This window comes from Paenibacillus amylolyticus (assembly GCF_047302515.1).
In the GTDB taxonomy this organism is placed as follows: Bacteria; Bacillota; Bacilli; order Paenibacillales; family Paenibacillaceae; genus Paenibacillus; species Paenibacillus amylolyticus_G.
Genome location: NZ_CP168019.1, coordinates 6,433,993 through 6,458,785, shown reverse-complemented (window position 1 = coordinate 6,458,785; position 24,793 = coordinate 6,433,993). Strand labels below are relative to the sequence as shown.

General features: G+C 48.4%; 13 protein-coding genes. 1 reads left to right on the top strand and 12 read right to left on the bottom strand.

Annotated elements, in window-relative coordinates; translation table 11 throughout:
• Positions 1 to 379: 379 nt before the first annotated feature.
• From ACDJ59_RS28330 to ACDJ59_RS28280, 11 genes are all read right to left on the bottom strand, one after another.
• Positions 380 to 1,231: a formate/nitrite transporter family protein gene (locus ACDJ59_RS28330; protein ID WP_307415813.1), complete on the bottom strand. Its 852-nt coding sequence runs from the start codon at positions 1,229 to 1,231 to the stop codon at positions 380 to 382.
• 374 nt (positions 1,232 to 1,605) lie between these two features.
• Complete coding sequence (locus tag ACDJ59_RS28325) at positions 1,606 to 2,967, bottom strand: FAD-dependent oxidoreductase (protein ID WP_413406963.1); 1,362 nt, start codon at positions 2,965 to 2,967, stop codon at positions 1,606 to 1,608.
• A 484-nt stretch (positions 2,968 to 3,451) separates the two neighbouring features.
• Positions 3,452 to 3,931, bottom strand: a complete 480-nt coding sequence (locus tag ACDJ59_RS28320) for a glutathione peroxidase (protein ID WP_413406962.1) — start codon at positions 3,929 to 3,931, stop codon at positions 3,452 to 3,454.
• Between the two features lie 239 nt (positions 3,932 to 4,170).
• Positions 4,171 to 5,055 (bottom strand): ABC transporter ATP-binding protein, encoded by an 885-nt coding sequence (locus ACDJ59_RS28315; protein ID WP_017691849.1) that lies wholly within the window; start codon positions 5,053 to 5,055, stop codon positions 4,171 to 4,173.
• 495 nt (positions 5,056 to 5,550) lie between these two features.
• Entirely contained in the window at positions 5,551 to 8,763 is a 3,213-nt protein-coding gene (locus ACDJ59_RS28310) for a hypothetical protein (RefSeq protein WP_413406961.1), read from the bottom strand.
• Entirely contained in the window at positions 8,760 to 10,019 is a 1,260-nt protein-coding gene (locus tag ACDJ59_RS28305) for a TRAFAC clade GTPase domain-containing protein (protein ID WP_024632789.1), read from the bottom strand. Before ACDJ59_RS28305 ends, ACDJ59_RS28310 begins: the two co-directional genes overlap by 4 nt.
• 90 nt (positions 10,020 to 10,109) lie before the next feature.
• Positions 10,110 to 10,757: a beta-mannanase gene (locus ACDJ59_RS28300; protein WP_413406960.1), complete on the bottom strand. Its 648-nt coding sequence runs from the start codon at positions 10,755 to 10,757 to the stop codon at positions 10,110 to 10,112.
• A gap of 19 nt (positions 10,758 to 10,776) precedes the next feature.
• Positions 10,777 to 12,060, bottom strand: coding sequence for a vWA domain-containing protein (locus ACDJ59_RS28295; RefSeq protein WP_413406959.1), 1,284 nt, complete (start codon positions 12,058 to 12,060; stop codon positions 10,777 to 10,779).
• An 85-nt stretch (positions 12,061 to 12,145) separates the two neighbouring features.
• The gene (locus tag ACDJ59_RS28290; RefSeq protein ID WP_413406958.1) at positions 12,146 to 14,593 is read right to left on the bottom strand and encodes a transcription initiation factor TFIID; all 2,448 of its coding nucleotides are present in this window, start codon (positions 14,591 to 14,593) and stop codon (positions 12,146 to 12,148) included.
• Position 14,594: 1 nt separating this feature from the next.
• The gene (locus ACDJ59_RS28285) at positions 14,595 to 17,984 is read right to left on the bottom strand and encodes a tubulin-like doman-containing protein (RefSeq protein ID WP_076319276.1); all 3,390 of its coding nucleotides are present in this window, start codon (positions 17,982 to 17,984) and stop codon (positions 14,595 to 14,597) included.
• Positions 17,985 to 18,261: 277 nt separating this feature from the next.
• On the bottom strand, positions 18,262 to 20,055 hold the full coding sequence (locus ACDJ59_RS28280; protein ID WP_413406957.1) for a vWA domain-containing protein: 1,794 nt from the start codon (positions 20,053 to 20,055) through the stop codon (positions 18,262 to 18,264).
• 408 nt (positions 20,056 to 20,463) lie between these two features.
• Between ACDJ59_RS28280 and ACDJ59_RS28275 the strand changes: the two genes are divergently transcribed.
• Positions 20,464 to 21,396 carry a hypothetical protein gene (locus ACDJ59_RS28275; protein WP_413406956.1) on the top strand — a complete coding sequence of 311 codons (933 nt, stop codon included), beginning with the start codon at positions 20,464 to 20,466 and terminating at the stop codon, positions 21,394 to 21,396.
• Between the two features lie 491 nt (positions 21,397 to 21,887).
• On the opposite strand, the gene ACDJ59_RS28270 is transcribed toward ACDJ59_RS28275, so the two are convergent.
• Positions 21,888 to 23,414, bottom strand: a complete 1,527-nt coding sequence (locus tag ACDJ59_RS28270) for a DEAD/DEAH box helicase (RefSeq protein ID WP_413406955.1) — start codon at positions 23,412 to 23,414, stop codon at positions 21,888 to 21,890.
• Positions 23,415 to 24,793: the final 1,379 nt, after the last annotated feature.

Below are 24,793 nucleotides of genomic sequence, written 5' to 3'. Positions count from 1 at the left end.
TAAGTAGGTAATTATGTAACTTAAATTTTGAAAGTAATACTTTCTTAAGCTGTGGCTATTTATTTTCAAAAAATGTTGGCCGTTTGATTCAACTTCAGAATTCAGGGGTAAATTAAAAATAAGGCATTAGGCTAGTGTTTCCCCACTTCCTCCTCATGCCATATCATGGACCACTCCCGAAATTCGCCATGAACAGGTTTCGTTCCCCCGAACCTTGTCATGGCGAATTTATTTTGCGTTGAATTCCAACAAGAACCCCATACAAAAAAACGATCCCGCCCTGCTCCATCACAGCATATTCGCCATGAACCGAGCAAGATCAGAATCGTCTTCACTTCTGCTATAAGAATAAGTGTATATATGCCCCGCTTTGTGCCCTCTATGCCTGCTTACTCAACATCACTCTAGCCTCCGTCTCCATAGGTTCGATCGACGTTGCTACCTCCGGTTTCACTTTCGGCTCAGCTTGGCGCAGGTACACCACCCAATAGGCTGCAGCCACAAACAGAGCACCTCCAGTCAGATTCCCGAGCCATACCGGAATGAAATTCATCACATATTGACCCCACGAATAATGTCCTTCAAAGATTGCCGCCGGGATGAGGAACATATTGGCCACAACGTGCTGGAATCCAATCGCCACAAATGCCATCGTTGGAAACCAAATGCCCAGTACCTTGCCACTCATCGTATCCGAAGCATAAGATAACCACACGGCCAGCGCGACCAGCCAGTTACAGCCGATGCCAGAGATGAAAGCTTGCAAGAAGCCGTCATGCAGCTTATGCCCAGCCATATCCACCACTTTCGCCAGATATACACCTTCTCCGGTCAGACCCAGCACATGTCCAAACGCGTACGCGACAAACAAAGCTCCAACAAAATTACCAATCGTCACTAAGGTTAGATTTTTCAACATGCTACCCACAGATAATTTTCTTGCAATCGTAGCAAGTGGAACTGCCATCATGTTACCTGTCAGCAGCTCGCCACCACCGATGAGTACCAAGATTAATCCAACCGGGAACACTGCTGCTCCAATCAGATTGACCAGACTTCCCCACTCTGCCGGAGCAGATGCAATCACCCGAATATCCAGTAGAAAACCCAACGCAATAAACGCACCTGCCAGAAAACTGAGCACCAGTACAGAAGACACCGGATATTGAGCCTTCTTCATTCCTGTTTGCGCCGTATATTGTGCAACCTCAAGAGGTGTTTTTGCTGCCATATCATTCATCCTCTCCTTCATTGTTCATCGTTTGGAAAAACGACCTGAATTTCATTGTTTATGCGTTGAATACCATATCCTAATTGTATCTCGGTCCTAAACATAACTTTGTGCAAATTATCACAATGTTGTTTAAAAAGATACTCTAAGAGTGTCTTGGAATAGTTATGACAGCAAGAGTGTAGTAAGGCCTTTTGTAGCTAAAAAATCACAAAAGAAGACTGACGATATACTCGCCAGTCTTCTTTTTCCTTTATAATCGTCCGCCTTGTTTCGTAATCCTGGCAGTTATTGTACACCTCATATTTACGGATAAGCATTTATCTTTGTATGGCGTTTATCATGCTCGCTGTTCAACCATCTATTCTGCTTCCTTACACCATTGCTGGTGATTTTACTTCAATTGGAGGCAGTGCTTGCAGACCCGCCGTGTTCAGGAAGTTCCACGGTTTGTTGTAATGTGGCTGGAAGAAGAAGTCGATGAAGGCCAGCTCATCTACGGTCATGTTATTTTGGATGCAAACCGAGATCGTATTAATCGATTGAGTCAGATCAACCTGAGACATCACCTGTGCTCCAACGATCCGACGAGTAGCCTGCTCATATACTACTTTGAGCAACAGTTTCTCAGCCGTTGGCATGAACTCCGGACGGTAGCTGTCTTCCAGTACCACAGATTCAACAATCAGACCTTCATCAGCAGCAGACATCTCAGTCATCCCTGTACCCGCGATATTTTGCTCATAAATTTTGATACCCGATGTTCCTTGTGTACCCATATACGGTGTCGTAGGACGAACCAGGTTACGGGCTACGAGTGTACCCATCCGCACGGCGTTAGTTGCCAGTGGAATGTAAGATGCTTTGCCTGTCGGGTTGTAATGAATAGCACAGCTGTCACCCGCAGCGAAGACGTCTTTTTGACTGGTTTGCATATATTTATCCACGATGATTGCGCCGTTTGGCAGCATATCCACTTGGCCTTTGAGCAGCTCTGTATTTGGACGGAAACCAATGCACAGAATAACCAGATCGGTTTCAAACTCTCCTTTGGACGTGATCACCTTAGTTACTTTGCCATTCTCTCCAGTAAAATTCTGTACCGTTTGACCGAGGGCCAGCTTGATGCCACGCCCAGTCAACGTATCTTCGATCGCATCCGTGAATTCAGGGTCCAGGTATTTGTTCAAAATACGGTCCACACTGTCGATCAGGGTAACTTCCTTACCGTTCATCTGGAAAGCTTCCACCAGTTCTACGCCAATATATCCTGCACCTACAACGGTAACACGTTTGGCATCTTTGGCTTTTTCAATAATTGTGTTGGAATGATTGTAGTTTTTGCAAAGTAAAATGTTATCCATCTCGATGCCTTCAAGCTTTGGAACAACAGGCCATGAACCCGTTGTCACGATCAGTTTGTCAAACGTATCTTCAAATTCTTCCCCAGTTTGCAGGTTTTTAGCCTGAAGGGTATGGCCCTTGGCATCTACTGCTGTAACTTCATGAAGCATCTTGGTCTCGACACCAAGCTCTGCCAGTTGATTAGGCGAAGAGTAGAACAAGCCTTCAGGGTCTTTCACAACCCCACCTACGTAGAGCGCAATGCCACAAGATAGGAAGGAGATATTGTCATTGCGCTCATACACCGTGATGGTAGCATCCGGGTACAATTTGGCGGTATTTACGATGGCTGCGGTCCCTGCGTGTGTACATCCGATAACTGCGATTTTCATTAAAAGTTCCTCCTCGAAATATATAAATGAGTTTGAATATAAGGTTGTTATGGTTGTGAAACATTTCACTTCTTGTTCGAAGCTGTGTATGTGATTTATTTCACTTTATACACTTATTATAATGTGATATTTTTCACATTGCAATAGGTTAAGCAAAAAAAAATTGTCGAAAGAGGTCATTGCCCTGTCTTTAAGCCTTTCTTCCCTTCATTGTATTGATTTCATTGTCCCCGGATTTGAGTGGGTTTATGCTATGTAATGGCTTCCGTAACCCCTGTATGAACGCAGTGTGGACGTATAAAGTTAGAGGCGTCTCTTGCATTCTTGTTGACTTTCACAAAAAAATAAATGGCTTCAATTTTCATTACAGGGTTGATCTCATGGATCCAACTCCTACCTGTGAACAGAATAAATCTGCGTATATAAAATAATCAAAGAAGCCTATCCTTGTTTATGCAAGGACAGGCTTCTCAACGTTCATGTATTAACCGAGCAATTTCTCGATATCTGCAATCATTGTCTCCGGAGATTCTTTCGGTTCAACACGACCTACCACTTCACCTTCGCGGTTAACAAGGAACTTGGTGAAGTTCCATTGGATGTCGCTTGTTTCACCTACGCCAGGTTGTTGTTCCTTCAGGTATTGGAACAGGGGATGAGTGTCCTCACCATTCACATCTACCTTGGTAAACACCGGGAAATTCACACCATAGTTAATCTGGCAAAATGATTCCGCTTCCTCACTTGTACCTGGCTCCTGCCCTCCAAACTGGTTACAAGGGAAACCCAGTACAACCAAGCCTTGATCGCGATAACGATCATAGAGCTTTTGCAATTCACCGTATTGCGGGGTCAGCCCACACTTGCTGGCTGTATTAGCAATGACCAATACTTTACCTTGATACAGATCCAGTGAGACTTCTTGGTTCGCGGTGGTTACCGCCTGATATGAATATACGGACATGACTGATTCCTCCCATGACATATGTTGGTTTGGGCTGTTGCGAGCACGTTGGCATAACCAATGGACCCACAGCCTGTCTTATTATTATAGACCTGATCCGATGCGATTACCAAATCCCGGGTCTACCCGTCCCCTTTGCTCCCATGAGTTGCAAATTCTCCATGAATGCCAAAGAGCCGCGTGCAATAGCGCACAGCGGCTTCATTCTATAATGTAAGGACCACATATAGCCCAATTTATTAACTTCCTGTCGCTTGAACACGTGGTTCTGTCCGTCCTCCAGCATGAACCATCGCACTGTTCATGACCAGCTGCTCTGGCGTCTTCGATTGCTGGCGTTCGCCTGCAAGAGCGTAAGGCAAGCAGAGCGGTACACCGGAACGCGGATCAATCACGATATCTGCTTCAATGTTGAATACTTCACGAAGCACATCCGAATTCATAACTTCCACAGGTGAACCATGAGCAATGGCGTTACCTTTTTTGATACCAATCATGTGATGTGCGTAGCGGGAAGCATGATTCAAGTCATGCACAACCATAACAATGGTACGGTTGGCTGTGGCATTCAGTTGCTCCAGTAATTGCAATACTTCGAGCTGGTGAGCCATATCCAGGAACGTAGTCGGCTCGTCCAGGAAAAGGATATCTGTTTCTTGTGCAAGTGCCATGGCAATCCAGGCACGTTGACGCTGTCCACCGGACAGTTGATCAATCGGACGATCATGGAATTCAGTCATGGCTGTCACTTCGATAGCCCATTCAATCATACGTTTGTCTTCCGCACGCATGGAGCCAAATCCTTTTTGATAAGGAAAGCGACCATACGATACCAGTTCAGTAACGGTAAGACCTTCAGGGGCTGTTGGATTCTGTGGCAAAATCGCAAGTTGCTTGGCAACTTCACGCGTGGACTGTTTATGGATGGACTTCCCGTCGAGCAATACATTACCTGCTTTTGGAGCCATAATACGTGCCATCGTTTTCAGGATGGTTGACTTCCCTGAACCATTGGCTCCAACAAGTGCTGTAATTTTTCCTTGGGGAATCTGAATATTCAGATCCTCTACAATTAGTCTTTCCTCATAAGCGATATCCAGCTTGGTCGTCTCCAGACGAAACATGCGATCATCCCTCTCTCATTTATCCCGGTTATGTAATCCGGCTATGACAACAAAAACGAAATTGTAATTCTGTGTATTTCCGACGCAAATATCTTCTACACTAAAGATACTGATAATCATTATCATTTGTCAACATAAAAAACCAAATTTTCTTCTCTTTTCGTGCTTTATTTGGTCTTTCTGTAGCAGAAATCCCGCTCTTTTCCCAAGTACACATGAGATCTTTTCTCATTCATTCCGGGCACTTTATCACTTCTCACTGTTTTTCAAACTCTTGAATCGCAAATTTTGTGTCTGAATTGTGAATGTGTGAGTTTTTTTCATGCAATGGCTGTATCCGCCATATCAAATAAAAAAAGATGACCTTGAAATCTAAAGTTCAAGGTCATCTAACATACTCTCATTTGTTATGGTATGAAGCCAGCATTTTTAATTATTGGATCAAAAGACACTTAATGAATCTATGCTACACGCTCAAATAATATGATTTACAGCTTAATTAGGCTGCGGCATCAATTGGATCACTGTCATATTGCCCTGCGTACTCTTCACACTGACAATGCTCTCGGCATCCATATTCGCTGGAAGATCGATCTGCAATCCATACGGATAGAGGCGATCCACCGCTCCAATAGACATCTGTGAAGAAGTAGTCGCATCCTCTTCATTGGATACAGATGTGTCAGGTGATGTCGAACCTGTAGCTTGATCTGCATCCGTCCCTTGATCCGTGTCTCCACTCGCAGCATTAGACGATACATTCGTCCCTGTATCCGTTGTTGTATCGGTAGCAGGATCTGAAGTGGAATCACCCGATGTTGAAGGATCAGCCTGTTGATCGCCATCCTCCGTCTGCTCTGTGTTCCCCGCGTTTCCCCCTGATGAGCCATCCGTGCTTCCTTCGGAAGTACTAGCTGAGCCACCATCGGAGGTATCTTGGGTATCTGGTTCCTCATTCCGATTAAAACTCTCCCACTTGCCTGTAGTATCCAACTCCTGAGTACTGCCATCCTTCATCGTCAATTGAAGTTTGCCTTGCTCAAACTCAGTGCTTCCCGTATCGTTCCTGAAACGGATCACCAGTTGAGCAGGTGATTCCGTACCCTCCTGTTCACTCGCAGGAATCATATAAGCAATCTGCTCCGCGAGTTGTACCTCGGGTTCAGCCGGTATGACAGGCTCCTGGGTAGATGAAGGGGATGCCGCTGGCGGTTCTACAGAATCTTTCATCCATGCATATGTACCGCCAGCAATACCAAGAACCAGAATCAAGAGGATTAATCCGTACAGATTTTTCCTTCTACCCGTTAGCATCCGCACCAGTGGAGAGGACAATTCCGTCTTCGCACGGTCATAGACCGGCTTCATTGTCTTGCTGGCTCTCACGTAATACGGTTTGAAAGCTGACTTCGACTTAAAAGCTTCACGGTCATGGGCTTTGAAATACGCCACGATGGCATCCGCATATCCTTTATGCGCATTGGAACCCCGGACAAACATTCGATGATCACCTGACCATTCGAAGAATGGATACAGCCCTTCAGCACGACTTGCATTGGTGCGGATGAATTCAATTAGGCCAGGATAATCCAACCGATTGCTGCCGCTTCCTCCCCGATAAAAAGCCATCGGCAAAGCTTCATATGCCGCGATCCCCGGATGAGCCTGCAGCTCTCCGGCAAGCCAGCGACGCGTCCAGCGTTGAAGTTCATTGCGTTCTGCCAGGGAAAGTGCCTCCAATGCCTCTTCTTCATTCCCCTCGCCACTAAGCCACACTCTCGCAGCCAGCATCATGTTCGTTCGAGCCGATACATCAGAGCCCTGACGTGCCGCCCAATCCCGAACCTCATTGCCATGCTGCAAAATATCAATGCTTAATAGCTGTTCACGGTTAACCCGATCCAGATCGAGATCCTGAATCATAAACAGGTTAATAACATAAGCAAGCTTGTCTGCAAGGCGGGTTAACTCCTCCTGATATGCCGGATCTTGACTGGCAGAAGGAGATCCCCCTTTGCGATTAGGGCGGGCTGTAGCTTCAGATTGACCAATTCGTGCCGTAATGCCTGTATCATACGTACCTTCCACAGATACCCTATCGAGTATGCTAACCCGCTGGAGTGCTTCATTCGCAGATTGTACCGGATTAGGCGCAGAACATAACCGTTCACGCAGCTCATTGGCTGTCCGCTCCTGCAAGAAGCTGTAGTGGATCGCAGATGGATGGGACGTAACCCATCTTCGGATCACTTCCACAACGTTCGCTGCTGATTCCGTGCGTTTCAGCTGATTGTCCAGATAAGGCTCGAACAACAACTTGGTAAGCGATTCATTGGCCAGCACTTTATCAAAGAAAGCTCGATTCAGCTGCGGATCCCGATCCAGCACAGCATACAATTCCTGCACAGCACGCATACGCTTCTGGGCGCGGGCATTATTTACACCGTAAATGAAATAGTCCACAATCCGGGATTGCACCACGGGCGCGGCAACACTGAAATATTCGCCAATGCAAGCTGCGACGTCTTCTTCGGGTACGTTCTCACGCTTCACACTGTCCAGTTCCCTGCTGAGCAAGGTCAGGAACAGCTCGTTCAGACGGGAACGTTGCTGCGATCCACCATCCGGCTTCAAATAGGTCAGCAAGCCACTCAGGACATGACTTTTGTTATCCAAATACAGGTCTTCCATGCCTTGTTCAAGACCATAGAACACCGCAAGTTCGCCATATGCTTCAATGGAAAGTTCCCGCCCAGGTTCCATGCCGGACAACATTTCATCCGCAAACGTATAGAACGCATCCGCTGCACCAGGTTCCTGCAATAAGGCCCAGGCGAATTCCGCATAAGGTAACTTCGCCACAGATGCATCCGCATGTGTCACTCTGCCGGATACCAGATCAAAGGTGAAATCCTTCTCCGTATTCCGGTCTTTCGGACGTAATGTCCCCCGCTCTACAAACTGGACGTGGATGCCCTTCTTGGCCTGTGGCTCCTTGGCAAACGTCATGAATCCCAGCTGCCGCCGGAATGCGTATGGTAAAGCCGTGTACAGCAAACGTAACAATCCTTTGGCCCCTGCGGTCACTTCCTCTGCGGGAAGGTCCAGCGAAATGTATACTTTTCTGCGTGTCGCTACTGACTGCATTACCGCATAGAGCAGGCGCTTGAACAGCACTTCGTTCATCTTCAAGGCGCTCAGCACTTGGGTTGGTGATCCTACGCCAGCATCGGTCGCCCCACCCTGTCCGCTCCTAGGTGATATAGGCAATTCAGCAAGTGCTGGCAGAACTGTACCTTGTTCGATGTCATATGACGTGGCGAACACGGCATCCAGCCAGCCGCCTTGTTTCATCTGCTCTTCCGAGCGTTCGGGAGACAAGACGTAATTATGTGCAAAAAAGGCACTTCGCAGCCCGGTGAAATCTGCAGATTGGTACACATTTTGCCCAAGAATCGTCTCTCCACTCTCCAGATGAAGCAGGTGAATGGAAGCTGGAAACTTCGTCTCGTCCTTCTCGCTACGGCCTGTTAACTCCGCTGGAGCGTCATAGACACAGTAGGGGTGAAGCACTTTTTTGATAAAAGAAGGGTCCAGTCCCGGCGATGCCGCAACCGTATCAAACCCCTCTGTTGTGCGAAACACCCCGCGCCGCTCTCGGGTATACAGCTGTTGTTCAATGGGCGGGGTTACGGAAGAACGCATCATCCCACTCTCCCCTCAATGTACTTCAGCTTGTACAATAGCCATAAGAAGGGTTCATCCACGCGAATCGGACTAACCACACCCTGCAATTTCATATCCACCGGATTGCTGCCCAGCGCAGAGACTGCGAAATAGGCTGTATCTTTGAAGTACACATCCATCGTGCCCTTGAACGGACGATCCACTTTCTCGATAAAACGCCGGATCTCCCCATCGATATTCTCAAACTCGGTTAAGTCGAACCAATCGCGGTGCACCATGTTGCGGAAGACATTACTGTTGGATTTGATATAATCCCCCTCTTCATCCTTGAGGGAATGCAGCATGTCGCTTTTCGTAAGCACAACAGCTGTTGGAATATTCGTTTTGGCTTTGTCCTGATACGCGATAAAATCTCCGAACATCGTCAGTACCACGTCACGTGGCTCATCGTATCGTGGTGTCCACTCTCCCGGCTCGTTGCCGAGATTAATGCGGATTTTGTCCCGAATCGAACGAATCTGAAGCGGGTCCACCATGAACAGGATACCTGCCGAGTTCTTGATGTGCTGCCCGTGAAGTCCGAGATAATCCTGCTCCACCATACCTTCACCCGCAACGTCGAAGAAAACCAGTGTCAGCGGCGCTTTATCTTCGTCCTTGAACACAAATTGGAAGATAAACGGCTCCTGCAACTTTTCCTTCTGTGTGGAATCCAGCAGGTCGCCTCGTTCAAACAACGGTTCTTCATAATCCGCACGGAACCGGCGGCTGATCTCCGCATTCAATGGCATGCAAGCCGCGTCAAAATGATCGGCCGTATAATGCTGCAATGTATGAATTAGTGAAGTCATGTAGACGGATTTTCCCACCTGGGATGCACCGATAATAGAAATGATATTGCTAGGTGCTTTACCTGCTGTAACAGGTAGCTCATTGTGACACTGCGGGCACAACCGGCGGCGTGTAACGACACCATACCGATCGTTAAGACCCATCACGATGTTATCGGAATAAATCCGATGTTCCTCCGGTACATCATGCGGAGCCAATACGGCCTCCATATCAAATACCGTATCAAGTCCGAACCTTTCACGATACCGATTCAACTTCGCATCTTCCCCGAGTGCGTAGTCCTCATCATCATCGCGGTGATGGGCAGCGCGGAACACCACCTCTTCCGGTGAAAACTTGCTGAAACAATAAGGGCATACAATATCGTAAAACAGCGGACGTTCCTCCGGCTGTTGTCTCTTCAAAAACCGACTAAAAAAGCTCATAGCCACTCCCCTCCCCTGATCAGTCAGACTAAGGTGATTTACACTTGCACTACGATGACAGAGTAACCTTCCAATCGCTAGTCCAACTATCTAGTCTGATATAAGCCGATAGGCGGCTCCATATTTCGGTCCGTCCGTGAAGAATAATCGCACATAATCATCCTTGGCAACTTCAACGGGCGGCATCTCATTTCTTCCGGGAGCAAAATCACTCACAAAAGGATACACCGTACCATCTTCCTTATTCAGCGGAACTCCGCCCTGTTTGCGAACATAACAGAGGGCTTCCTTTGGAACAGGTACTTCCGCTGTGACGGTGATCAATACACTTTTTCGTTTCTGAAAAAAACCGCTCTTGTAGCGAATGGAAAAGCGGATATCCGCCTTCCCTGTGCTTGCAATCACCATGTTGTCCTCGTCTCGTTGACGGATCAGTACAGGTCCCTCTTCCTCCATCTGACACACATACACTGTGTACTTGATGGCACCAAAACCTGTGATCCGATCCGTGTAACCATTGCTCGCCTTATATTCCTCTCTCGTGTACAGCTTCAGCTTGCCCTGTGCAGGCTCTTCCCCGGTACGATCATCGCTCATCATATCCAGCTCCAGCCGTTCCACATACACAGCTTCTACCCGTTCCGGCCAGAGCCAGCGAAGTGTACAACGTCCTTCGTCCACCGCAAGTGTCAGTTTTCGAATCAAGGGTGTCGAAGGGTCTGCATCCGTAAACCGCATTTCCATTGACCTCCCGACGTTAGAATCCTTTGCTGCGTGTATCTCTTGGTCTCTGACCAAACCCTTCGGCAGAAGAAGTTCCGCCGCCAGCTTCACGACGACCCCTGCTCTTCCGCGGCGTGTTCTCCTTAATCGGAACAATCCAGGAGAAGAGGGTCAATACGCCAGACAAAATGAGCATCGCACCAAGACGTACGAATGTATCACCCACGTTCGAACCGTCGAGTCCCCACTCCAGCAGAAGCCCTGCCAGTAGACCCGACACCGCACCACCAATACCAAAGCTGAGCGCGAGATGACGGTTATCAAACACAAGTCCGAGTGACACACCCAATGCTACTCCAATCAGTAACACGGCTGCTACACGGAAAATCGCCAGATAAACGCTATGCTCCATCATGCCTGTACGCTCCGTCACAAGCGTCCGTTCATCAATCGTATCGTAGATCTGCTGGAATGCCAGATTCAGACCACCGGAATCCGGTACATCATAGTACATGCCACCCGTTTGCTGGGCAATATTACGCAGCAGATCCGTACCTGATGGGTCCACCAGACTTAGGCCAACTGTATTAATGGAAATCTGTTCGTTGTTATATTGGGACAAAATATCGGTCGTGTCCGCTTCACTGAAGCCATCGGATAACAAGATGACGACGGTACCGCGTTTCGGGTCCTGTTTGCCCTGAATCTGTTCCATGCCTTCCCGCAGCACGGCATCAAAATTGGTGCCGCCCGAAGTTGTAACAATGCCATCGATTTTGCCATAAACCTCATTCTTGGCCGCTTCACTATCCAGCGCAATAAAAGGCTGCAACAACTGCGGTTGGTCATCAAACGTAATGACAGCTACCTGTTTGTCACTCTCCATTTGGCTAATCAGTGTCTTGGCGGCTTCAAAGCGTCCGTTATTCGGATCTGTCTCGCTCATGCTGCCCGAGTTGTCGATCATCAGTACGATGTCTTTCACTTGCTTCACACCGCCCGGATTGATCTGATACAACAATTGCAGGGCGAGCCCAACAACAAACAACAGAGCCAGTGTTGCCGGAACAAGCAATTTCCACGACAGTCCCAGATACCGGAGCTTCCATGAAGCACCATTCAGCTTGGGTGAGATCATCTCTGCGATCAAACAGAACAATCCAACGCTCAGCGCCAGTACACCAAAGTATAATCCCATCAGCAACAGACGTGGCATCTCCCCAAGCCATTGACGCAGCATGATTTCTCCTGCCGCAAAGCCCACTGCCCCGCCAATCAGGCTAAACAGGACCAGGAGAAGATTAATTTTTCGCTGCATGTCTACATGCATCCTTTCCATACCAGCCGTAAACAGGCTGAGTTAATACAAGATTGGTGCTGAGTATAGGACACCGCCAGACGTCTTAACGAATGGGTGAAAACTTCTCCACCAGACCGGCGGGGTGAAGTTCATAGCCATTCTCCGTGTACGAGTCATAATATACCTTGCCGTTCCGATACACCATGAGATCCTCCAGATGGAAACCGCCCATCAGATTCAGCTTCTCTACGCCACTACTGCGTTCTTCGTACACCACACCCAGCTTGTAGATACGTGACGTCTCTTCGGCATGTGCCGCATAGTCCATGAAAGCACTATGATGATCACCAAAGAAATACTTCTCTTCATACCGATGTTCCTGCGTATAATCGAATACCCGTACCCGAACAACCGCCTGATCCTCCAGCGTGTGGTACAACCTGCGGAACAGATCATCCCGGGTCAATACGTCACTGTCTCCGTAGGCAATCGTTACATTGGCCCGCTGCAACAGCTCTTCTTCAAATGGCAATCGCAACGGCTCGGCTGTAAGCAGCAACGAGTGACATACCTCCATCAGACGTTTCAGCAGACGATCATCACCTTCTGTGGCGAGTCGGTTCATGTCTCCCATGTAACGGTCCTCAAACCATACATTCCGTCCGCGCTTGGCTTCCAGGTCGATGATTAGCTCTTCCGTTACTTTGCCGTAATACTCCATCACGTTCTGACCGATGTATTCATCCGCAGCAGCGATACTTTGGACAGCTGTCTCTCGAAGTGTGCGTTCCATCGCTTCAAGTGCTGCTGTGACGTGGCGACTGAAACGTTGAAGCTCTTCCATCTCCGTATCGTAGATGCGCAGCAGATGTAATTCATTTTCCAGTCGCAGTAATTCTACCTTCGGTACATAAACTCGCTCCAGCATACAGTCAATCAGATTGCGTACATTCTGTTTATCACGGAACAACGCTCGTTTGAACGACTGATCCTCCACTCGCTCTTGCTGACGTTGCTCCAGCAGAGCACGTGCGGATTCAAGCTGCATCGATTTATCCCGAATCAGTCCGAGCAGCGCTTCACGTACACTGCCAGGCTCACTGTCACTCCAAGCCACCCACTGGAAGTAACCAACCTCTGGATGCTCTGCGCGGGATTGTTCAGCCTGACGGCGCAGAGAGCCACCAGAGCTGCGCTCGCGCACACGCTCTTCGACAAGACGGACAACGTTATCGCGGAAGTACGCTTCGGCTCCTTGTCCAAATAACGCTCTCTCCGCTTCACGAAGTGAGAGCGGCTTCAGATCAGAGAAACTAACGTTATGCGTCATGATGCCGCTCATGCCACTAACCAGATCTTCATCGGGCAGCAGGCCTTCGACTTTGCGTTCCACCGATGCCGCGTCCAGTCCAAAGAAAGCGAGCTTGTCCTTAATGCTCCAGTCCGGCTCCTGCCGCATGCGTGCGAGCAGATACCGATACATGTGATATAACACCGCCAGTGCAATCGGCTTGTTTGGCCGCCTAATCTCGGCAAAACCCGCGCTGGCATAACCATGCTGATCAGAGGTGGTACGAATATTGTTTTTAAAGGATGTATTGTTGTACGTGTTCGCTCCCGTGCTTGAAACGCTACCCGAGTGATCCACATCCTGCTTTCTGTTCTTCAGCAGGCAAATGCGGCAGATGATCTCGGCATTTTCGATCCAGCCACCGGGAACGCCGGTTCCACGCTCATTTTTGTCGGACAACAGATATACCAGATCAAACAACGGTGACGCGTGATGTGTAACGGGAATGGAGATCCCATCCTCCGTCACCAGCAGATTACCGCTGAACGTGTAGTCCAAGGACTGCATATAATCCAGTTCCCGCAGAAAAGCGAGGCCTGCTGCGCTGGCATACCCGAAGGAATCCACCTGTTCCATCTCGCTGACCAATACATGCAGATCCGTCTGCACCGACTTGAAGGCTTGGGACAAAATGGTCTCCGTCAGCTTGGTGAGCTCTGGCAACAATACATTCAACGGATCATCCGCTCTGGTTACCACCGTAACGTAAATCCGATCAAATGACGAGTACAACCGTCCATATTCGGCAATTCGGTTACTGACCCGCCGAAGCGTACGATTCAGATCAAATAGCGCCTGATCCGATTCGTGGAAAGTGCGATGTACATCCTTACGCCGTGTTTTGGACGGTCGCTCCGTCTGCCCAGCGGACAGAGGCAAGCGGTGAAGAGTCACCTGACCGTCATCGGACGAGCCACCAGTCCTCGTTTCACCCGAACCCGCTTCCTGATCTTCTGTACCAATCTGAACGTAGACCACACCGTCTCCGTTATCCCATTTCAGCCGATTGATCTCCTGCACAGCAGACACTGCGGGTGCAACCAGATCACCCACAAACAGGAACAGCGCCGGGTAATGGATACTGCTGCGTCCATCACCCAGGCTGCCTTGACGCTCCTGCTCTATTGCATACTGTGCTGCATACTTCTCCAGATCACGCTTCAGGGTATTGTTCGAATTGAACTCCATCCCGGCCGCCATCTTACTTCAGCCTTCTGCGAATGTCGTTCAGCTTGGACGACATCGTTCTGTAGAACTGATAGATGTCTTCACCGTTAGCCAGTTCTACCCGCTCGTATTCGAGACGATCACGTGATTCCATGAACAGCGCAGCCAGATCATCCAGCTTTGTCAGCAGTGGGGTGATATCCTCTGAAGCCGTGAGATCGTTATCGCGGCGGGAGGCTTTGCGCAGCAATGTACTGCGATCCTTCTCCGCCAGGCCGCGGAAGTTCCCAAACACTTCATACTCGGCAAAGTTACGGCTCTTCATCAGGTTTGCGAACGGCTCCCATGCATCTTCTTCCGGGTCACGGTCATAAACGTAGAGCGCACCTTTTTTGACGATGGTGTCGGTATATAACGCTTCGATGAAGCGGTCATACCATTGCTCCTCGTCTTGGTACTGGGCAAGAATGCCTTCGAGTTCGGCGACTTTGGCCGAGATGGCATTCATCTTCGCCAGTTCCTCACGTACACGTGCGATCAGCTGCGGAGAGCGTACCAGGTTTTCTTTGGCCATATCTTCATTAATACTGCCGAAAATATCCTTAACTCCTACACGCGGCAACCCTTCGGATTGCAGACGTTTCAGCTCAATCACCGCCCGCTTCACTTCGCCGAGGTTCGGCGTGGTGGACGTCAGACGCATGTCGTAGGCCCCCAGTTTGGCGGACAAATCAAACGCTTCTGTTGTCACAATCGCATACCGGTTACTTGTATTCTCATCAATGGATTTGGCTGTCACGATGTTGTATCCAAGCGCCTGCTCGAATTCGCTACGCACACGGGCGTTATACTGCTTCACACGGGCGTTCTCGTACACATCTCCCCATGATTTCTCCGGAATCGGAGATGGCAGATAGGTCCAGTTGTTTTTCTCCGTTTGCACCAAGTGACGACCAATGCCTTCTTTGTCCAAAATGGTACGTTCATAACTTTCCTCATATACTTTGAGCGGTGTATACACAAAGAGTGGTACCCCGTTGCGGGTATTCAGCCAGAAAATTCGGTTACGCACTTCACTTTCCTTAACGGTAAAATGAGATTTGCCCACCGCATTGTTCTGATAATTGCGAATCCCTTTCAAGATGCCTGGCGCCTGTGCCGGTACCGATACAAATCCCCATGAAGGGAAATGCAGACTGCCTGTACTGTTGCTCAGATTGAACACCGGAACAGCCTCGTCATCCAGCTTACCAGCAATGAAACGTTCCACGAACTTCTCGACTGACTCATCCTGACCATATTTGATCACCAGGAAATCTTCCATGGAACGGGTAATCAGATCACCGAATTTCTCACTCAGGAAGTCGGAGATGGAGCTGACGATATCAATCTCGTTTTCTTTCACCCACTGGCTGGAGTTTTCCAGCAATTCACGAGAGAAGTCACGGATCAGATCATCTGTATCACGTTTATCCAACAGCCCGTCCACCACACTGACGATATCCGGTACACTTACAACGTTCCAGTAATATGTTTTGTTGCCTTTGTGATCGGCTTGTTCTTCGCCACGTGTCAGCAGGTCACCATTCTTCGTGAATATTGAGCTAAGGGCATTCAGCGTTTCGGTAAATACGTTATAAATGCGGCTGTTTTCCTGGTTCAGCAACTCATACAGATCTTCATAGAACTCAATCATCTGATCGTTGCGTTCCACGTCGGCGTGCAGCCAGTACTCATGAATTTTCGCTTCAATATAAGCATTCTTTTTCTTCTCTTTGGAGACAAAAGCACTCTTCGCATCGCCCAGCTTCTCTTCGGACTGCTCCTGAGCTGCTTCAATATCACGCGGAATGCGGAAGGCATTCTCACGCAGCGTTTCGATGTACGACTGAATCATCTTCAGTACACAGAAACCTTTTTCCGTATAAATCAGACGAGAGACATAAAACGGACCTTGTTCGGGATGCAAAAACATACGCCGGATCTGTTCGGTGAACTGACCAGCAATCTCACCCGGCAGTTGTTTCTTCGCCTTGATATATTCTTCACGGGCACGAGCCAGGAAGTTCTGCTCCAGTTCGGTGTCCATATTCACAACCTGTGATTTCACCACGTTGCCATAGGATAAACGCTCACTGTTCTGATACCCAGGCAGCGGCTCTGGCACGCGCGCTTCAAAGGACTTGACCACACTTTCGAGATCAATGCCCAGCTTGCGGGCAAACTTCTCGGTATCCTCCTGGTTAGGTGCTTTGGAGAACATGGTGTTCATTTTGTCGAACATGCGATACGCCAGATACGTGGTCATCTCTTCAATCGGCAGTACAGCCGAAGATGCACCGATGATGTTGTAATCATAGTTCGCCGGGTACACCTTGTTCATCTGTGCAATGTTGGTGCGAATGTTGCTGATATAGTCATGGATCGCAAACTCCTCACCCGACTGCTTCTCCTCACTTGCCATGAAGTTGGTAATGTTCTCGGCCGTGACGTTCATGCAGTAATCGTAGGCGTTCTCAAGCAATTTTCCTTCGGTATTCGTCGCTGAGATCAGATGACACAGGTTAAATGGTGGCAGTGGTGAGTTAACGGTTAAAATATTGCCGTACTTCTGTGTGAATCGCTCACCGCGGCTATCCACGTTCATCCAATAATCCAGCTCTTTGAGCGCAGCATATCCATTCTTGCGAATGTATTCGCGAGTGTGTTCGCTCAAGCTTTTGTTGGACAGGTTCACGTCTGGCGTGAACAGGTATCCAAGCGTATTGACGCGGTCAATCCCGGCAGAGCCGTGATCCCGTTCGATAATACCGCGCACGATATAGGAAATATCGAGGAAACAGCCGCTGCCTGTACCGCCGGACAGACCTGTCAGCAGGAACACCATCAGTTTTTTGTTGGTGCCTACGGATAAGGTTTTGATCTTTTTGTCGATGGCCTGCACGACCTGATTAATCTTGGTGAACAGGAGCAGACGTCCAGCCTGACGCACCCCTGCGGCGCCGTTCATGCCGTCCGTGATGCTCAGTTCCGGAGACAGCCAGTCTGTAATATATGGCTCCAGCACGCTGCGGTTCTGCAGCAGTCCGCCAATCTCGGCATTGGACAGCAGCACGAATTCATTGATCGGATCAAGTCCGATCCCTTTATACTTTTTGGCACGATCCTGTTCGTTCGTCTCAAAAGCCAGAAACTCCACATTGTCCGGCTTGTCCATTTTTTTCTTGGATACCGGGTCCTGTGGCAGCTTGAAACGACGGTTGATCTGATATTTGAGACGCAGCAACGCATCAATTCCCGTTCCTCCCAGACCAATAATCAGAATGGGGTTATCAATCGTATCAACTCTGATCTTCTCACTGACAATACCTCCGCCAAGTGATACATCCAGTTGCTGAATATGTTCTCTAACAATCGGTTTCATTCGTTGTCCTCCCTTTAGTTAGACCAGTTGGGCACAAACTCATTACACTTGCCACTCCGATGACAGAGTAACCTTCCGATCGCTGTTATCCCCTGATTTTTTGATTTATTTTTTAAAGGTGAACATCCGGGGATAGCGTATGCTTCCGATGCAGCTTTCTTTCAGAAAGCTTTTAGGCGAACGCTTCGCTTCTTCAGGTTTTCTCTGTCCTCTCCGTTCTCGTGTAAACAATTATATCCAACTTAAATTTGCATTCCTTTTTAACCAAACAATCAACTTACACCAGATACTCAATTAAAATGGTCTTGTCCGCCTGTTGCAGCGGGATGCTCAGTCGGTCACCGTTCTTCAGTTCAACGCCTGAGCTTGCATCGACTGCACGACCGGATTTCTCCAACGTACCGCCTGCGGTGTTACGGATGATAATTCGATCCCCATTGCTGGGCGTAAATACATATTTTTCGGTTTCCTTCAGCTCAGGGTCCAGTTGCAACAACTGATGCAGATGGAATCTGCCGCGGAAGGATACCAGCTTTTTATATTGTGGATAGGACTTGTCTCCCGTGTTCTCATCACGAACCTCCACAACCATCTGGCCTACAAATCCCCGGTTTTTGCGTTTCAGCCAGCCCAACAGGAACCATGCACCAACACCGACCACAATCAGGGCTACAACACCCAAAATGACAGGTAACCAAGGAAACGGCTTGTCCTGTTCTCCCCCTGAAGTTGTTGGTTGAGTTCCGCTTCCTGCTGCTCCGCTCGCGTTGATCGTTATTGGCGCACTTTCACGGTAGAAGCTATCTTCTTCTGCACGAATGACCAATTCATAGTTATGATTGTCCGGTACTTCAAACGTTCCGGCAAAACCAGAACCTGTGTTTTTCAGCGAGTGTTCCTCACTTTTGCCTGTATCCACATCTTTCACAACCAGCGTGGCCTTCATATCTGTATACAGATCATTATCCTGAAGTGGCTGACCGCCATTCTCCAGTTTGGCTGCAAGATCAACCTTGTCCCCTTTGGTATAGGACTTGGTCTTAATTGGGTCCACAACGAGCTGAAGATCATAGTTGAACAACAGGTTGATATCGATGCTGTCTTTCGGAGCCCCTTTTACCCGAAGTTTCCAGTCACCTTCTTGGGGTTTCAACAGCTTCACGAGTGAATAACTCTTCGACGTCGAGAGCTTGGCTGCATCCGCGTTCAGATCCACGGCTTGTCCGGAAGGGTCCGTCAATTGCACTTCCACCGGCTTCGAGGACATGATCGAAATATTTGCTTCCAATACACTGTCGTTCGGCACGTTCACGGTAACTTCCTGATAACTGCCGTTTCCCGTTACAGAGGGCAGCTTCACCACATTCAGTTTGGCATGATCGGCGAAGATCTCACTCAGAATCTGTGGCAGATCATCCGGCGTATCGGTAATGAATGATTTACCTCCAGTCTGCTGAGCCAGGTCTGCGAGTGCATCCTTGTTCAGCTTGCCATCCGCGTTCAGTCCAATCGTATACACCGGAATACCCTGATCTTGTGCTTCCTTCACGGCTTTCGTCAAGTCAGCATCAGATTGTGCCTGTGTACGACCTTTGGTTTTGTTAAAGTCATTGTTGCCATCCGCCAGCAACACGATCATTGGCGAGTGGGATGGGTCTGCACCATGATTCAGTATGTTCACGGCTTCGGCGACACCAACTGAGACATCGGTATATGGCCCCCGGCCGAGCTGATCAATAAAATCTTTCAGGCTGCTCTTGTCCGCATCGGACTGAATCTCCAGCATAGCCTTTTCCCGCTCCACCTGATCGGTATAAGCTACAATTCCTACCTTGTCCCCCTGGACGGGCAGCATATCAATAAACATTTTCATGGCTTCATTACTGATCTTGTCACGGTCACTTGTATTCATTGAGTTACTTACATCGGCTACAAGTACCGCATCGATTCCGCTTGTCTGTGCCTGAGCCGCTGCAGCTTGTGGCAGCAACGCTTGAGGTAACAGTAGCGTTAGAATTGCCAGTAGAACCATCGTTCCACTAAGCCAGCGTATTTTGCGTGTCCGCAGCATTGGGTGTACTCCTTCACGTTTGAGATTAAAATGGGAATAGTTTATTATAGGCGTCAAGCCTTAAGGAAATCTTAACAGTCTACTAACAAATTCTGAAAAGCACCCCTATCTTGAGTTACAGTTTTGTAATGACTGACAAAAATCGACGATTTCATGCCTTGAACTGGCACAAAAGTACCAACTATGGAAATATGATATAGTTATTGCCAGCAAACTGCAATATAACAGCGCTTGTTCACCAAGCCATAGAAGGGAACGGATTATGGTTACATACGGATGCCTCGCCATATTGTTTCTTTTTGTCATCATAAAGGGTTTTGCACTCCAGCTTCATCGGCGGAAACCAATTTCCCGCGAAGACACGGATCGTACCCTCTACACTATTCTGAATGGTGAGCGTGATTGAGCATGAGTACTAAACTAGTTGTATCTATAAAACCATTTCAACGAACGACCTATGCCTATGAAAAGTTGCAAGTCTGCTCACGTTGTGGACAGTACACCTGCCTGTGGGAAGATGAGTGCACGGCTTGTGGCCGGGGTACCCTCAATTCCGTTCAAGCGAAGGCAACTTCCCGTGTAAAACGCCGGATTGCACGCGACCTGTTCATTACAATATTGTTCGGTGCAGCTGCTACCTATTTCGGTGAAACCATAGATCAGACCATGGCGGCAGCCAGCGTTTCCCTGCTGCTTCTGGCCTTACTGATCTTCATGCAGAAACGTTCATTCGAGGTAGAGCAGCAGCGCGAGTTGAAGCGCACGTTGCAACAGGATGAGGAACTCATCCGCCAGGGTATTAACCGCAACTGGGCTCTGGTCGCCGAAGCACGAAAGCAGGATGAAGCCCTCGCCTATGAGATGCTCCGCGAGATCGGCTCACTCGTCTACAATGACCGGATTCGGCTGCAACAGGTTGCGTTGTTACAATCCTTTGTCCTGCGCAGTGATATGGATCTGCAGCTCAAGCCCTTGCTGTTACGCAGCTTTGAACGGCTGCTCGCTGAATATATCGGTGAGATTGCTCGGCTTAAGCCGGATTTGATCCGTGAAGATGCGATTCGTTATATCGCTACCTATGAAGTGAACATTTTACAGCTCCACAATGGAATTCAGATACTTACAGCCGTAGCTGCTGCTGCTGTGCGCAAGAGCAAATATATTGAGTTATTCCCTAGTCTTATTACCCGCTACGCCCGCTTTATGCCCAAGGATCGATTCATGAGACTTTATCACACGATTGAACGCTATCCGAGCAAGGCACGAGGGGGATTGGCAGAGTCGGTAGGTCGGGTGTATAACGAGAAATATCGGGATCAATACGCAGATGTTCAGCTGTAGGGTTGATATATTGAGAAAGAAAAACGTAGTTTAGTGCAAACTCAATCCCTGTATATAGACGAATGTAATTTCATCCACCCCTGCATGCGCGTCAGCACCACAGATCGAAGGTTATGCTTCTAATGATATAAGAATTAATCCAAAAACACCCCATCCTTAGGTCTAGGATGAGGTGTTTTGAATTTTATGGCAGTCTGCCAAGTGCTATACGCAGTACACGAAAAAAAAGAAAAACTAGATGGGGAATACCTAAATGGCATCTTCCATGGATCAAGCAGGCGCGCCAACAAGCACTCGCAGATGACAAAAAGAATAAGCGGAAATGATCATCTGTCCTGTTGAAAAAGGGCCGCGACGTGGTTCCGTCGCGACCCTTGATCTGAGGGTTCGGTACATCTGTACCCGAATCCTCTCATATGTGCCATGCCAATCCCTGTGGCATGGCATGGTGCCTGCGCAATTGCGGCTGTATCGCCGCTTGCGCCAAGGCTTTACCGTCCGCGACGAGAATCGCGACGGTCGCCCTTCGCCGGTCCGCGTCCTGCGGATTCCGGACGGCGAGAGCCTTCGCTACTGCGCCCGGAGGTGCGCTTGTCGGCACTACGGCCAGCCCAGCCGCTGCTAGCTGCGCGGCCGCCTTGGCCAGCTGCACCGCGACTGCTGTCGCTGCTGCGCGCGGAACCACGCCCTGCGCTGCGCTCGTCACCACTGCGGCCACCGCTACGACCACCACTGCGTCCACCTTCGCCGCCGCGGGAACCACGTCCGCCATCTCTACGATCGTTACGGCCTGCACCGCGACGGGCACTGCCTGTTCCGGAAGAGCGTCCACCTGAACGTTCGTCATCCCCTTGACTGTTGATGGAACGTCTAGCTGCTCCAGTTGAAGCAATTGGACCTTCGCTTGTCCACTGGATACGGGACAGCTTCTGGTCAATACCTTGTTCAATACGTGCAAGTTCCGGTCTGTCATGCTCTGTTGCAAACGTTACAGCAAGACCTGTACCGCCTGCACGGCCCGTACGACCAATCCGGTGAATATAACTTTCCGCATCATGCGGCATATCGTAGTTAAATACATGCGTAACGCCTTCAACATCAAGTCCACGTGCAGCTACATCTGTAGCAACCAGCACTTGCAGTTTGGCATCGCGGAACGCTTTCATTACGTTCTCACGCTTGGATTGGGACAGATCTCCATGAAGTTCATCACTTGCATAACCTGCTTCACGCAGATCTTGGTTCAGCTTGGATGCACGACGCTTGGTCCGGCAGAAAATAATCGCCAAGTATGGGCGATACGTATCAATCATGCCGCGAAGCGCTTCTAATTTACCACGATCCGTACATTCCAGCACTTGCTGGCGAATTTGTTTGATCGGGATAACAGATTGGGAAGATACTTTTACATCTTCCGGATCTTTCATGTAGGTCTTCGCCAGGTTGCGAATGCCCTTAGGCATCGTTGCTGAGAACAGCATTGTCTGACGTTTATGTGGTAGCTCGCTAAGAATCGTCTCCACATCGTCCAGGAAGCCCATGTGCAACATTTGGTCGGCTTCATCCAGCACCAGTTTTTTCACATTATCCAGCTTCAACGTGCCACGGCGCAGGTGATCCAGCAGACGACCCGGTGTACCAATAACGATCTGGGTACCGTTCTGCAATTTACGCAGTTGCTTGTCCACATCCTGCCCGCCGTATACGGCAAGCACGTGCAGTTTATCGTCGTTTGCCGTGAGCTTCTTCGCCTCTTCCGTAATTTGCAGCGCAAGCTCACGCGTAGGCGCAATAATCAGCGCTTGTGGCGAACGGTCGGATACGTTAATTTTCTGAATAATCGGCAGCAAAAATGCCAGCGTTTTCCCTGTTCCTGTCTGTGCCTCGGCGATAATATCGCGTCCACCCAGCAGTACCGGAATCGAACGCTCCTGTACCGGAGTCGGCACGGCGATGCCCTGATGTTTCAGGATCTCGCACCATTCCGGGCGAATGCCCAGTTGTTCAAAGTTTGCCAATCGTTACACCTCTGTATATTCATTTAGATAAGTCCATTTCATAATGACCTTAGTATCAGTATCTGCCATCAAGACTAGTTTTCCTTATATCAATCATGATTATGAAATGAATTTTTTAAAAAGCAATCCACTCGTTGCTCTTCTTCTCCATACCCTGTAGTTTACACGTTAGTCAAGCAAAACAAAAGGGGATACAGCGTTACACCCCCAACTTGTAGCACAAAATTCCAAGATCAGCGTAACTTGTATCGACCAAGTGAGTTTGAGGTTGGTTATGAGAGAGAGTAACTACAGAAGTCCCTCTGAAAATGATGATGAGTGGAACAACCTAAAGCGCTAGCTCGAAGTATGACTCTGACTATGTGAATTGGTTGAGAATTTGACTGCACGTGATCAGGCGGAGGATATTGTAGGTACACTGTCTAATGTTACTCCTTGAGAAGGATGTAATGGATCGTTATGTTCATAACCCAAGATAGTTTAGTGATATCGTTGAGATTGAGATAGCTGCTATGATTCTATAAATTGTTGTGAAGGTCATCCTAAAAACAGATCAAAAGGAAGCTATTTTGCATTTGCAAAAGTTTCAGGAATTGAAAGTTACCTTACATAACTCTGTACATTGAGATCAGGATTCAAGATTTCTCGCGGTTCGAAAATAACTCTTACGCTGAACCTCTCACGTACCACTAATTCTAACGAATCCAGAACACCCTATTACGCCAATTAGAGCCGTTTGAATTTTCTAACGAACTCCAGTCACCTTATTACTCGAAAATACCCGCGAAACGGCTTCAATATGGGTGGAATCAGCAAAATAAGATGTCTGAGATTCGTTAGAATAACGAAAACATGAAATAACTCCATATAAGACGTGTCAGGTTCGTTAGAGTTTACACATAGGGAAGGACACAAGCATCAACACAGTAACATCAGCTACAGCAATAACAACATATACTAGAACCAGAACACCAACTTCAAATACTAGAACTAGGAACAACAAGCACTACCTATACTTCTACTAGAACTACTACTACAACTGCTACTCCAACTACAACTTCTACTAGAACTACTACTTCTTCTTCTTCGTTCTTTTTCTGTTCTCTTCTTCACTGTACACACCACACACTCTAATAAAAAAAACAACGACGCCCTCTCCCCGACTTACATTGGGAAAGAGTGCGCCGCTGATAGAAAGTATCTTTTTATGTTATCTACTACATAGGGCTGTCGCATGTCTGCTCAACACTACTTTAGGACAGTTGCCTTCATAACTTTATTACTTGTTTAGATCCTTAATTCCAGATTTACTAAACCGTTCATTTTTCACCTTGTCCGCGTAACTATAGTCAGACATTGCACCTTTGGACAACAACCTT

Bases quoted from the DNA above. Each gene is read 5' to 3' on its own strand.
- ACDJ59_RS28320 (WP_413406962.1), bottom strand. From the start codon at position 3,931: ATGTCCGTATATTCATATCAGGCGGTAACCACCGCGAACCAAGAAGTC.
- ACDJ59_RS28275 (WP_413406956.1), top strand. From the start codon at position 20,464: ATGAGTACTAAACTAGTTGTATCTATAAAACCATTTCAACGAACGACC.
- ACDJ59_RS28330 (WP_307415813.1), bottom strand. From the start codon at position 1,231: ATGGCAGCAAAAACACCTCTTGAGGTTGCACAATATACGGCGCAAACA.
- ACDJ59_RS28300 (WP_413406960.1), bottom strand. From the start codon at position 10,757: ATGCGGTTTACGGATGCAGACCCTTCGACACCCTTGATTCGAAAACTG.
- ACDJ59_RS28290 (WP_413406958.1), bottom strand. From the start codon at position 14,593: ATGGCGGCCGGGATGGAGTTCAATTCGAACAATACCCTGAAGCGTGAT.
- ACDJ59_RS28310 (WP_413406961.1), bottom strand. From the start codon at position 8,763: ATGATGCGTTCTTCCGTAACCCCGCCCATTGAACAACAGCTGTATACC.
- ACDJ59_RS28315 (WP_017691849.1), bottom strand. From the start codon at position 5,055: ATGTTTCGTCTGGAGACGACCAAGCTGGATATCGCTTATGAGGAAAGA.
- ACDJ59_RS28295 (WP_413406959.1), bottom strand. From the start codon at position 12,060: ATGCAGCGAAAAATTAATCTTCTCCTGGTCCTGTTTAGCCTGATTGGC.
- ACDJ59_RS28285 (WP_076319276.1), bottom strand. From the start codon at position 17,984: ATGAAACCGATTGTTAGAGAACATATTCAGCAACTGGATGTATCACTT.
- ACDJ59_RS28280 (WP_413406957.1), bottom strand. From the start codon at position 20,055: ATGCTGCGGACACGCAAAATACGCTGGCTTAGTGGAACGATGGTTCTA.
- ACDJ59_RS28325 (WP_413406963.1), bottom strand. From the start codon at position 2,967: ATGAAAATCGCAGTTATCGGATGTACACACGCAGGGACCGCAGCCATC.
- ACDJ59_RS28305 (WP_024632789.1), bottom strand. From the start codon at position 10,019: ATGAGCTTTTTTAGTCGGTTTTTGAAGAGACAACAGCCGGAGGAACGT.